The organism is Streptomyces sp. NPDC017993 (genome assembly GCF_044328065.1).
GTDB lineage: Bacteria > Actinomycetota > Actinomycetes > Streptomycetales > Streptomycetaceae > Streptomyces.
This window is the reverse complement of the sequence record NZ_JBIRGO010000025.1, coordinates 55,852-67,915: the sequence shown is the minus strand read 5'-3', so window position 1 is coordinate 67,915 and position 12,064 is coordinate 55,852. Positions and strand designations below refer to the sequence as shown.

At 71.2% G+C, this 12,064-nt stretch carries 10 protein-coding genes; 5 read left to right on the top strand and 5 right to left on the bottom strand.

Features of this window, described 5'->3' with window-relative positions; all coding sequences use genetic code 11:
* The first annotated feature begins 22 nt into the window (after positions 1-22).
* Positions 23-643, top strand: coding sequence for a GNAT family N-acetyltransferase (locus ACH4FH_RS33475; protein WP_398559706.1), 621 nt, complete (start codon positions 23-25; stop codon positions 641-643).
* A gap of 51 nt (positions 644-694) precedes the next feature.
* Here ACH4FH_RS33475 and mshD read toward each other — a convergent pair whose 3' ends face one another.
* Positions 695-1,633: a mycothiol synthase gene (gene mshD / locus ACH4FH_RS33470; RefSeq protein WP_398559705.1), complete on the bottom strand. Its 939-nt coding sequence runs from the start codon at positions 1,631-1,633 to the stop codon at positions 695-697.
* A gap of 201 nt (positions 1,634-1,834) precedes the next feature.
* Here mshD and ACH4FH_RS33465 point away from each other — a divergent pair, with 201 nt between their 5' ends.
* Together ACH4FH_RS33465 and ACH4FH_RS33460 are read left to right on the top strand one after the other, a co-directional pair.
* Positions 1,835-3,643 (top strand): bifunctional metallophosphatase/5'-nucleotidase, encoded by a 1,809-nt coding sequence (locus tag ACH4FH_RS33465; protein ID WP_398559704.1) that lies wholly within the window; start codon positions 1,835-1,837, stop codon positions 3,641-3,643.
* 207 nt (positions 3,644-3,850) lie between these two features.
* A complete protein-coding gene (locus tag ACH4FH_RS33460; protein ID WP_398559703.1) occupies positions 3,851-4,309 on the top strand; it encodes a DUF3574 domain-containing protein in 459 nt (152 codons plus the stop codon).
* 31 nt (positions 4,310-4,340) lie between these two features.
* On the opposite strand, the gene ACH4FH_RS33455 is transcribed toward ACH4FH_RS33460, so the two are convergent.
* A complete protein-coding gene (locus ACH4FH_RS33455) occupies positions 4,341-5,267 on the bottom strand; it encodes an aminoglycoside phosphotransferase family protein (protein WP_398559702.1) in 927 nt (308 codons plus the stop codon).
* A gap of 376 nt (positions 5,268-5,643) precedes the next feature.
* On the opposite strand from ACH4FH_RS33455, the gene ACH4FH_RS33450 reads away from it, so the two are divergent.
* Together ACH4FH_RS33450 and ACH4FH_RS33445 are read left to right on the top strand one after the other, a co-directional pair.
* Positions 5,644-6,963 (top strand): DUF2993 domain-containing protein, encoded by a 1,320-nt coding sequence (locus tag ACH4FH_RS33450; RefSeq protein WP_398559701.1) that lies wholly within the window; start codon positions 5,644-5,646, stop codon positions 6,961-6,963.
* Between the two features lie 213 nt (positions 6,964-7,176).
* Complete coding sequence (locus ACH4FH_RS33445; RefSeq protein WP_398559700.1) at positions 7,177-8,610, top strand: FG-GAP-like repeat-containing protein; 1,434 nt, start codon at positions 7,177-7,179, stop codon at positions 8,608-8,610.
* Positions 8,611-8,695: 85 nt separating this feature from the next.
* Here the strand turns inward: ACH4FH_RS33445 and ACH4FH_RS33440 are convergent, their stop codons facing one another.
* The 3 genes from ACH4FH_RS33440 to ACH4FH_RS33430 form a co-directional block, all read right to left on the bottom strand.
* Positions 8,696-9,310 (bottom strand): hypothetical protein, encoded by a 615-nt coding sequence (locus ACH4FH_RS33440; RefSeq protein WP_398559699.1) that lies wholly within the window; start codon positions 9,308-9,310, stop codon positions 8,696-8,698.
* A gap of 533 nt (positions 9,311-9,843) precedes the next feature.
* Positions 9,844-11,289 (bottom strand): sensor histidine kinase, encoded by a 1,446-nt coding sequence (locus ACH4FH_RS33435; protein ID WP_398559698.1) that lies wholly within the window; start codon positions 11,287-11,289, stop codon positions 9,844-9,846.
* Complete coding sequence (locus ACH4FH_RS33430) at positions 11,286-12,023, bottom strand: response regulator transcription factor (protein ID WP_398559697.1); 738 nt, start codon at positions 12,021-12,023, stop codon at positions 11,286-11,288. The genes ACH4FH_RS33435 and ACH4FH_RS33430 overlap by 4 nt, the downstream gene beginning before the upstream one ends.
* Positions 12,024-12,064: the final 41 nt, after the last annotated feature.

Here is a 12,064-nt window from a genome sequence, read left to right as displayed (position 1 = left end):
TCCGGCTGCCTACGCTGACCGCGTGCCCACACCTTCCGCGCCCCTCACGCCGCCGCTGCCGTACCGCCCCGACTACCCGATACGCACCGAGCGACTTGATCTGCGCCCCGTCCGGGCCGACGACTTCGAGGCGATCTACGCCTACCAGCGCCGCCCGGAGGTCTGCCGCTATCTCTACTGGGGCCCCTTCGACGAGGCCGCATCGCGCGCCTCCGTCACCACCAAGGCGGCCCGCACGGCACTGCGCGACAGCGGCGACATCCTCCAACTCGCCGTCGTGGTACGCGAAACGGGGCAGCTGGTGGGTGACGTCACCTTCGTCCTGACCAACCGCGAGCACCGCCAGGGCGGCATCGGCTACGTCTTCAACCCGGACTTCGCCGGCCGCGGATATGCGACCGAAGCCGCCCGCGCACTGCTGCGGGTCGGCTTCGAAGACCTTGGACTGCACCGCGTCCAGGCCGAGTTGGACGGCCGCAACGGCGCGTCGGCCCGGCTCCTGGAGCGTCTGGGAATGCGCCGCGAAGGCCATCTGCGCGAGAACGAGTTCCTCGACGGCGAATGGACCGACGAGGTCGTCTACGCCCTCCTGGCACGCGAATGGCGCGCGCAGGAGGCCGAACGGGCGGGCGGGGCCGGGTAGGAGGACGGGCCGCGAAGGACCTGTCCCGCCCTCCTCACCGCCGGCGTGCGCTCAGGTCTCCGAGCGGTACATCAGATCCGTCTCGTGCGTGATGAAGCCGAGCCGTTCGTAGACGGTGAGGGCCGGGACGTTGTCCGCGTCGACGTACAGCATCGCCGTCGGCAGACCCTGCCCGGCCAGGTGCCGCAGCCCGATCGCGGTCAGCGCCTTGCCCAGGCCGCCGCCCTGCGCACCCGGCAGTACGCCGACCACATAGACCTCGCCGAGGCCCTCCTCGGCGTGCACCTTGGTCCAGTGGAAGCCGGCCAGCCTGCCGTCCTTCTCCGCGAGGAAGAATCCCTTCGGGTCGAACCACGCCTCGCCCTTGCGGTCGTCCAGATCGCGCTGGGTCAGCGCGCCCTGCTCGGGGTGATGCGCGAAGGCCGCCGCGTTCGCCTCCAGCCAGGCAGCGTCGTCGGTGCCCGGCTGGAAGGTCCGCACCGAGACGCCCTCCGGGAGCACCGGCTCCGGCAGCTCCAGATCCGCCAGCGGGCGCCGCATCTGCCGCAGCTCGCGGAACTTCGTCAGGCCCAGCGTCTGGGCGAGATGCCGGGCGGCCGGATGCCCGCCGTGCGCCCACACCCGCAGCCGGCGCCCGGACTGGCCGAGCAGCTCGCTGCCCAGCGCCCGGCCGTGGCCGCGGCCGCGGTGCCCGGGGTGCACGACCAGCTCGGCGGCCGGCGCCTCCACCGGGTCGGTGTCCTCCAGCTGTCCGTACGCGACGAGCTCCGGCGTGTCGTCTCCGGGCACGTACACCAGGACATGCCGCACGCCCTCCCGCGGCCCGCCGCGCAACTGCAACCGGCCCTGCTCGGACACGGCGGGCTGCCCGTCCCTGTGCGCGGCCTGCTCGATCAGTTCGAGGACGGCCGCGGCCTCTTCCGGCGCCAGCTCGTCGGCCACCTGAATCCTGCGGCCGTTGCGGCCCGTCTCCTGTGCAGCGTCAGTCATGCGTGAAGCGTACGACCCCGCCGCCCCACGGGCCGCGAACGGGCCCGCGGCGCCTGGTGCCCGCCCGGGGGCCGCGGGCCCGCCCTCTCGGCAACCAGCTCGTAACCCTTTTCCCCCTGTTGCGCTACGCGCGTTGACAATATGCTGCCGACCGCTCGGGCAGCCACTGCGGCCGCCCGTCCGGTCCACGAAGGGGATCTCATGCCAGCGACACCTCAACGGCGCCGTACCGTCCGCAGATTGACGGCCGCGGCCGCCGTACTGGCCGCCGCCGTCGGGGTCACCGCGACGGCCCTGCCGGCCGGCGCGGACGGCGGCCCGCCGCGCCCCGGCCGCACCGTCGACGTCCAGCTCCTCTCCTTCAACGACTTCCACGGCAACCTCGAACCCCCGCAGGGCTCTTCCGGCACCGTCGAGGAGCTCCAGCCGGACGGCAGCAAGAAGACCGTCGAGGCGGGCGGGGTGGAATACCTCGCGCAGTCCCTGCGGACGGCCCGCAAGGGCCACCCGTACTCCGTCACGGCCGCGGCCGGCGACATGGTCGGGGCCAGCCCGCTGCTCTCCGGGCTCTTCCACGACGAGCCGACCATCGAGGCCATGAACAAGCTGGGCCTCGACGTCACCTCCGTCGGCAACCACGAATTCGACGAGGGCCGCACGGAGTTGACGCGTCTTCAGCGGGGCGGCTGCCACCCCAAGGACGGCTGCTTCGAGGACGGCAAGAAGTTCCGGGGTGCCGGCTTCCCCTACCTGACGGCCAATGTCACCGACGACAAGACCGGCAAGCCGCTGCTCGCCCCGTACACCGTCTGGAAGCACAAGGGCGTCAAGATCGGGTTCATCGGTGTGACGCTGGAGGGCACCCCGGACATCGTCAACGCGGGCGGCATCAAGGGCCTGAAGTTCCACGACGAGATCGAGACGATCAACAAGTACGCCAAGGTCCTCAACCGGCAGGGCGTGAAGTCGATCGTCGCGCTCATCCACGAGGGCGGCCTGCCCGCCTCCACCTCGTACAACTACCGCTGCGACAGCCCCGGCCCGGGTGACGGCATCTCCGGGCCGATCACCGAGATCGCCGAGAAGGTGACCCCGAAGGTCGACGCGCTGGTCACCGGCCACACCCACCAGGCGTACGCCTGCACCGTCCCGGACCCGTCCGGCGCGCCGCGCACCGTCACCTCCGCCGCCTCCTACGGCAAGCTCTTCACGGACACCACGCTGACCTACGACCGCCGCACCAAGGACATCGTGCGGACCAGCGTCAAGGCGCCCGGCGCGGTCAACCACGTCGTCAACCGCACCCAGCCCAAGGCCGCGGACATGACCTCCCTGATCGCGCGCTGGAACAAGCTCGCCGCCCCGGTGGCGGGCCGCCCCGTGGGCCATGTCTCCGCCGACATCGCGGGCCGCGGCGCCGGGGCCCCCGAGTCGCCCCTCGGCGACCTCATCTCCGACGCCCAGCTGGAGGCCACCGAGGCAGCCGACAAGGGAGGTGCCCAGCTCGCCCTGATGAACCCGGGCGGCATCCGCTCCGACCTCGCCTTCAAGGCGTCCGGGGCGGAAGGCGACGGCGTGGTCACCTACGGCGAGGCGTTCACCGTCCAGCCGTTCACCAACATGATGAACGTCGTCGACCTCACCGGCGCGCAACTGCTCAGCGGCCTCCAGCAGCAGGTCAGCGGCCCGAACGCGGCGTCGCCGAAGATCCTCCAGGTCTCCGAGGGCCTGACGTACACCCTGGACATGACCAAGTCCGGCGCCGACCGCGTCGTCAAGGACTCGGTGAAGCTGGACGGCGCGGCCCTCGACCCCGGCAAGACCTACCGGGTCGCGATGAACGAGTTCCTGGCCGGGGGCGGCGACGGCTTCACCGCCTTCAAGGACGGCGGGAACAAGTACGTCGGCTCCTCCGACCTCGACGCCTTCACCGCCTACCTGACGGCCCACTCCTCCGCGGACAAGCCCCTCACCCCGCCGAAGGCCGACCGCATCACGGTCCTGAAGTAGAAGCAGTAGGCCGAGGCTGACAGTTCGGCCGAGGCCGACAGTTCGGCCGGTCCGCCGGTCGGCCCGGCACAGCACACGACGGCCGGTGGGGTCTGCCCACCGGCCGTCGTCGTGCGTCACCCGGACAGCGGCGCCCGCCAGGCGGCCCGCATCCCCTCGCCGCCCTCTCGTCGTTACCCAGCCGAAGTCACCACGAGAGGAAAGCCCTTGCTCCCGAAGCCTCCGGCACTCCTGCGCCTCGCCGTCCTGGCGGTGTCCACCGCACTGCTCGGCGCCGCCGCCCCCGCCGCCCCCGCGCACTCCCCCACCGCCCAGCCGCCGCAGCTCGCGCACGGCAACCCCTATGTGGAGACCGGCCTGTTCTTCGGCACCGCCCGCCCGGACGGCGGTCCGGCGGTCACCGAACGGCAGTTCCGCGCCTTCGTCGACGAGTTCGTCACCCCGAGATTCCCCGAAGGGCTGACCGTGCAGGAGGGCCACGGCCAGTACCGCGACGCGCACGGCACGATCGAGCGGGAGCGCTCCTACGAGCTGACCCTCTTCTATCCCACGTCCCGGGCCCGCCCGAACGACGCGAAGATCGAGCAGATCCGGGCCGCGTACAACAAGCGCTTCGCGCAGGAGTCGGTGGCCCGCGTGGACGACCGCGCCCGCGTCGACTTCTGAGCTCGGCGGGCCGCCACGGCAAACCCGGCCGTCAGCCCGTCCCGAACCACGTCTGCGCCAGGGATTCCAGCGTGGGCTCCGGCGGGGCGGGCAGCTCCCGGAGATACCGGGGGAGGTTGCTGTAGACGTGCAGCAGGGTGAAGGCGAGGAGTTCGCGGGGGTCGAAGGTCTCGCCGTAGGCGCGCAGGACCCGGGCCAGCAGCCGGGGATCGCCACGGGAGACATAAAGGCCGACGGCCACGAAGTCATAGCCGCGGTGGCCGATCATGGCGGGCTCGAAGTCGAGGAGCCCGGTCAGCCGCCAGTCGTCGGACTCGTCGACGGTCAGATGCTGACGCATGAACTCGGTGTGCAGCAGGGTGCCCGCCGGTTCCGCGGGCAGCGGGACGGAGTTGAGGAAGCCGGGGATCTGTTCCAGCCAGGGCTCGGCGAGTGAGTTGTCGACCTGCCGGGCGACCGCCGAGGAGCGCTGCGCGTCGAGGAAGGCGCCCCAGTCGCCGGGGCCCAGGACGTCGGTGAGCGGGGCCGGGTCCAGGGAGTGCAGCGCGGCGAGGGTCTCACCGGCCTCGGTGGCGATGCGGTCCTGCTCGGCGGCGGGAATCCGGGGCCAGGCCACGGCCAGGTCGGTGCCGCGCAGCCGGGACATCAGCACATAGCGCCAGCCGCTGTCGTACTCCCCCGCGTCGTGGACGTACGGGGTGGGGACCGGCAGCCGGCCCTGGATATGGGAGAGGACGCGGGCCTCGGCGATGCCGTCGTCCGCGCCGGCCGCCGGGAAGAGCTTGAGGACGAAGCGGTTGCCCACCGCGTAGACGGGCTGGGAGCCGGCGGGAAACCGGGCGAGCGGGGCGCCGGCCAGGCCGAGGCGCACGCAGAGCGCCTCGACGCCCGGTCGCATCACCTGTTCGTCGGGGACGATCGCGTCCCATTCGTCGTCCGTGTCCACGCGAGGCAGCATGCGCGGACCGTAGGGCGGGCGGCTCGGAAAGATCAACGGGTTTTTTCGGGCCGCCGGCGGCTCTTGCCGGTCGCTCCGGTTACGACGATCATGGGGTGCCCCGGAACAATGACGCCATTCCTGTCGGCGACAACTCGGACACATTCCGTAATGAATGTTCAGCCGCCACGTTGTTCATCCCGCGACTTCTTTCGCGTCACCGCGTTGTTCATGTCACCGAGCAGGGTGACGGCAGTTCAGGCGGCCCGGCCGCCAGGCGAATTTTCGCCAAGCCGATCGGGCAACTTTCCCCGAGTCGGCGGGACAACCTTCGCGTACCTCACTTACTTCCGGTAAGAGTTGCGTTCAAGGGCCCCGCGCATGGTGGGATAAGCGGATGCGAACCCCCACACGCATACCCTCATCGTCGTCCTCGCCGGCCGCCGGGCAGCATTCCGAATCGCCCGCACCGGCCCCGCAGGACGATCCGCGCGGCGACACCAGAGAGATCGAAACCGTCAATCCTTATGCGGACCTGGCCGCCCTCGCCGACCCCGAGCCGACGCGCGGCTACCTCAACGAGCGCGACGACAGCGACGACCCGCTCGGCCTGGGTCTCCGCTCGGACGAGGAGGACGAGAACTGGACGCCGCCCAACCACCGCCGCAGGAAGCGCGGCGTCAGCCGTTTCGCCGCCGTCCCGTTCGCCGCGAAGCTGCTGGTCGCCGTCCTGGCGTGCACGGCCTTCCTCACGGTTTCGGACCGTTTCGCCTTGTTGTACGCGCAGAACAAGGCCGAGGAAAAACTGAAGGATTCGCTGCACCTCACAGCGACCCCGGAAGTCGATATCGAGGGTTTCCCCTTCCTCACCCAGGTCTTCGGGAAGCGCCTTGACCAGGTAAGCGTCGCCATTCCGGACCTGGCGGCCGACCGGGTCTCACTGGCGAAATTCGAGGCGACCGCCAACGACGTCCGTATCAACGGCGATCTGCCCAGCTCGATCAAGGGCGCCACCATCGGCAGAATGAACGGCAGCGTGCTGCTCGCCTTCGACGACATGAATCGCGAGCTGGGCGCCTCCCAGGTCAAATTCAGCGAAATGGGCCCCGACGCGGTGCGCGCCGTCGGCCGGCTGCCGATCGCCGGGCACGAATTGCGGGTACGGGCCGAGGCCCGCATTCACCGCGCGGGCGACCGCGGCATCTCCACCGACATCAGCCGGATGCGCCTGGACCTCGGCGACGTCGCCGTCTACCGCCCCGGCACCGGCAAGGAAGAGGGCCTGCGGCTGACCCGCAAGGCCGCCGCCGAGGTCAGCCGCCAAGCGGCCAAGGTGAAGGCGATGCTCGCCGTCCCGGCGATCGCGGACCGGATCGGCATCCCCCGTCCGTACATCCAGCAGGCGCTGCAGAGCGAGGAGAAGCTGCACCAGCTGACCGGGTCGCCGCGCTTCATCGGCAAGCTGATGAAGGTCAACCTCGTCGATGTGGTCGCCGACCACCCGTGGCTGCTGGAGAAGGTCGGCATCGACCCGAAGGTGCTCGGCGGGCTGACCGCCCTGACCAAGCCGCAGCTCGCGGACCAGCTGTCGCTCTCCTTCCAGCTGCCCAAGACGCCCGGCGACGTGCGGCTGCGCAACATCAGCGTCGAGCGGGACGGCATCCGCGCCGACCTGTCGGGTACGGACCTGCCCTTCGGGGACGCGGCGAAGAAGTAGCGGGGCGACGAATCGGGGGACGGGCACCTGGTGGCGGCACCGGGGTGAACGCGCGGGGTTCGGTGGGGACTTGAACAGGTAACGGGGCGGTGAACGACAGAACCGCGCGCACGGAGGCTTCGTCCTAACCGGCGTGCGGGTGCTTGACCGTGGGTGCGCGACCGCGCGCACGCGGCGTGCGCGCACACGTCACCATCGGCCCCAGGAGGACCTGTGCGTCACCGCTCCCGTTCCACCGCCGCGCGCCGCATCGCGGTGGCTGCTCTGCTGGCCACCCCGCTCGCGGTGAGCGGCCCCGTCGCCCTCGCGGCAGACGGCGAAGCGGCCGGCCCCACCGCCGTGACCGCCGACTTCAACAACGACGGCTACGCCGACATCGTTGCCACCGCACCGCACGGCACGGTCGCCGGCAAGCCCGGCGCCGGCTACGTCACCGTCGTCCACGGCTCCGCGAAGGGCGCCGACACCGCGAAGCACCAGGTGATCAGCCAGGCCACCGCGGGCGTCCCCGGGGAACCCACCGAGGACGGCGGCTTCGGGTACCGCACGGTCGCACGCGACCTGGACGGCGACGGCTGCGACGACCTCGTCATAGACACCGGCTACGACTCCGAGGTCACCGTGCTCTGGGGATCGACCGACGGCAAGGGAGGCGCGGCGACGCTGCCCGGCATCGACCGCAACGTCACCGCCGGCGACTTCAACGGAGACGGCCACACCGATCTGGTCTCCGACGCCGAAGACGGCGACGAGCCGCAACTGCACGTCGCCTACGGCCCGTTCACCCGCGCCGGGCAACCGGCCTCCACCGGGACCATCAACACCGGACGCACCTTCGGTTCCGTCGACCTGGTGGCCGGCGACCTGACCGGCGACGGCAAGGACGACCTGGTCAGCTTCCACGCCTTCGAGGAGATGTCCGAGGGCAGCCAGCTGTGGCGGGGCACCGGGGAGGGCCTGAGCAGCGCGGCCTCCGCCCTGCCGGCCGCCGCGGCCGGCACCGTCGGCGACGTCGACAACGACGGCTACGGCGACCTGGTCTTCCGCCCCGTGCCCAACGGCGTCGTCGAGGACCTGCCCTACGACAAGGGCACCGTCAAGGTTCTCCACGGCGCGGCCGGCGGCCCCGGCGCGCGCACCACGACGCTCACCCAGGACAGTGCCGGTGTGCCGGGCGTCGGCGAGGAGGGCGACCAGTTCGGCTACACGCTCAGCGCCGGCGACGTCAACGGCGACGGCTACGCGGACATCGCGGTCGGCGTCCCCTTCGAGGACCTCACCGATTCCTCGGGCCGGGCGTTGAAGGACGCCGGCAGCACCGTGCTCCTCAAGGGCGGCAAGGGCGGCCTGTCCGGCGCCGGTTCGCAGGCGTTCACGCAGGACACCCCGGGTGTGCCGGGGGTCGCCGAGTCCGGCGACCGGCACGGCGAGGCGCTCGCCCTCCTGGACACGAACGGCGACGGCAAGGCCGACCTGACCACCGGCGCCCCCGGCGAGGACGGCACCACCCTCAAGGACACCGGCGCAGCCTGGTCCCTCCTGGGCTCCCCCACCGGCCTGACCACCACCGGCGCGGTCTCCTACGGCCCCGGCGCCCTCGGCGGCCCGGAGTCGGGCGCGGCACTGGGCTCGGGCTTCCCCCGCTGACGACCGACCGAAGCCCGCGCACCTGGCCCCGACAGGCCAGGTGCGCGGTGCGGTCCCCGCCGGGACGCGCACCCTTCGTCGGACCTCAGAACTGCTTCGCTATGCGGGCCTGTGCGGCTCTCGCATTGCGGTCGGCACCGGCCTGCTCCCGTTCCGGCGCCAGCTTCTCCCACTTGGCCGGCTGGATCAGCAGGAGCGCGTCGCCGCCCGGCGCGAAGACGACGCCGCCGAAGGGCAGATCGCCCGCGACCCACACACCGTCCTCCGCGCCATCGGGCCAGTTGTTCCTCAGTCGCGCACCGACAGCGCGCATCAGCGGAGACCGCCCCGGCTGATGTTCCTTGACCCTCAGCGTGAAAACGGTCCCGAATTTCCCTCGTACCCGGCTCTTCATGTCGGCGCCCGGCCGGAACTCAAGGGGATAGTGGCGCAACACCCGCCGGCACCGCGCCATCGCGAAGAGGGTGGAAGGGAGCCTGAAGACCAGCAGGACGAGACCCACGGCCGCCGGGGGGACGAGCAGCACCGCGGTAAGCGCGGAGTCCCACACCTGCTGCAGCCCGGCCGCGGCCAGGAACAGCCCGCCGAAGATGCCGGCCCGTACGGCAACGTCCTTCAGCAGGACGGAGTAACTGCGCTTCAATACCTCCCCGGCCTCCACAGCACCGGCCGTCGGCACGCTCTGTGCACTGGACGACATCGCGTCTCCTTCCCCATCAGCAACACACCCGGATCATTCGAAGGCGCTTTGTGGATGCGACGCCGGACAGGCACACGTCGGTATTCCTCGGCGAGATCGACGGCAGGCAGAAAGCCCCTTTCCCAAGGCCGTCAGATCCTTCGGGCGAGGGGCCGGGGCCTGTGGCGCGCCGCTCCTGCTCCGTCAGAAACCCATGCCGCACGGCAGCTCAAGAGGGCTCAGGCGCATCAGGCCATTCATCGGCCGTGCCCACCAAGCCGACGAGCGCCGGCCCTTTTTGATGACCCGACTGGCCACCGGCCACCGCCACCGGCCACCGGCCACCGGCCACAAAAAAACCTTGCGGGCACTTTAGCGCGCGACGGTCTCCGTACCGAAGCGGGAAACGAAAGCATCCTTTGTGATGCTTTGCCGGACTGCGATTCCCTTTGCGTCCTCACCGGATACGGCGGCTGCGCCATTCGGCGTGACGTGCTGCTTGATTTGCCGCTGTCACCGCTGCTCCGCTGAACCGGTGGATTCCGAAGCCGGTCTCACTCGGATCCCTCCCCCGTCGGCAGCTCCGGCGGGGGTGTCGTGGCGCCCGGCAGGGTCAGTACCGCCTCGGTGCCGCCGCCCTCGGCGGGGCGCAGGCGGACGCCGCCGCCCGCCTGTTCTGCCGTGCGGGCCACGATCGACAGGCCCAGGCCGCTGCCGGGCATGCTGCGGGCGGACGGTGAGCGCCAGAAGCGTTCGAAGACGTGCGGCAGTTCGTCCTGGGGGATGCCGGGGCCGTGGTCGCGGACCGTCAGTTCGCCGGACGCGAGGCGGACCACGACCGTTTCGCCGGCCGGGCTGAACTTCACCGCGTTGTCGAGGAGGTTGACCACCGCGCGCTCCAGGGCGGCGGGCTCGGCCCGTACGAACCAGGGGTCGAGGTCCGCGGTGACGGTGAGCGTGGGGCCGCGCAGCCGGGCCCGCTCCAGGGCCGTGCCGACGATCTCGTGCAGGGCGACGACCCGGATCGCTCCTGCGCTGCCGGGGCCCGCCTCCGGTGTCCTGGACAGTTCCTGGAGGTCGCCGATCAGTGCCGCCAGCTCCCCCATCTGCGCCTTCACCGAGGACAGCAGTGCCTCCTTGTCCGCGGCCGGGATCTGCCGGCCGGAGCGCTCGCTGCGGACCAGCAGGTCGATGTTGGTGCGCAGCGACGTCAGCGGGGTCCGCAGTTCGTGCCCGGCGTCCGCGATCAGCTGCTGCTGGAGGTCGCGGGAGGCGGCCAGCGCGGCCGTCATGGAGTTGAAGGAGCGGGAGAGGCGGGCGATCTCGTCGTCACCCTCCGCGGGGATGCGGATGGCCAAGTCCTCGGTCCTGGCGACGTGTTCCACCGCTTCGGTGAGCCGGTCGACGGGTTTCAGGCCGGCGCGGGCGACCCACAGGCCGGCCGTCGCCGCGCCCAGCACACCGACGCCCGTCACGATCAGCAGCACCAGCGCGAGCTGGTTGAGCGGGTCGGTCACCTGATCCATGGGGGCGGCGACGGACACCGCGAGGCGGTTGCCCCTGGCGTCGGTGACCGGGCCGCGGTGGGGCACGGTGGACACCCGCATCTCCGCGCCGTTCCTGGCCTTGGTGGTGTGCACCGAGCTGGGCAGCTGCCGCTCGGCGACCGCCACGTCCGACCGCTGCGCGGGAATGGGCGACTTCTCGGGCGAGGTGCAGATCTCGCCCTCGACCGAGACCAGCTGGACGGTGTACGGGGTGGGCTGGAAACGCATGCCGTCGGGCGCGGTGCCGGAGCACGCGGCGGTCAGCGCCTGCACATAGCCGGAGTTCACGTCCACGGTCCGCAGCGTGGTGTCGAGCTGTTCGGTGAGCCGGTCGCGGGTGATCAGCCAGCAGGCGGCGGCCGAGGCGGCGACGGCGATGGCCACCGCGACGGCGGTGAGCATCGCCAGGCGCGAGCGCAGCGGCAGTCTGCGGTAGCGGTCCAGGCCGATCATTCGGCACCGCCGTCCACCCGCAGGACGTAGCCGACGCCGCGCACGGTGTGCACCAGCCGTGCCTCGCCGCCCGCCTCGGTCTTGCGGCGCAGATACATCACGTACACGTCCAGGGAGTTGGAGGTGGGTTCGAAGTCGAATCCCCACACGGCCTTGAGGATCTGCTCACGGGTGAGGACCTGCCGCGGATGGGCGAGGAACATCTCCAGCAGCGTGAACTCGGTACGGGTCAGCTCCACCGGCCGCGCGCCCCGGGTCACCTCGCGGGTCGCCAGGTCCATCCGCAGATCGGCGAAGGCCAGCACCTCGCCCTCCTCGGGGCGAGCGCCGGCCGCCGTCGCATAGGAGCTGCGCCGCAGCAACGCCCGGATCCTGGCGAGCAGTTCGTCGAGTTCGAAGGGCTTGACGAGGTAGTCGTCGGCGCCGGCGTCCAGGCCGGTGACTCGGTCCCCGACGGTGTCGCGGGCGGTCAGCATCAGGATCGGTACGGTCACGCCGCTCGCCCGCAGCCGGCGGGCCGCCGTCAGCCCGTCCATCCGGGGCATCAGAACGTCCAGCACGATCAGCTCGGGGTCGTAGACGGCGACCTTCTCGACCGCGTCCAGACCGTCGACGGCCTGTTCCGTCCCGTAGCCCTCGAAGGCGAGCGAACGCTGCAGGGCCTCGCGGACCGCGGGCTCGTCGTCGACGATGAGGATGCGGGCGGGCTGATCACCGTGCTCGGCGGAACTCATGTGCGTGACTACCTCGGGAGTGGGATGACGGACGGCTGACG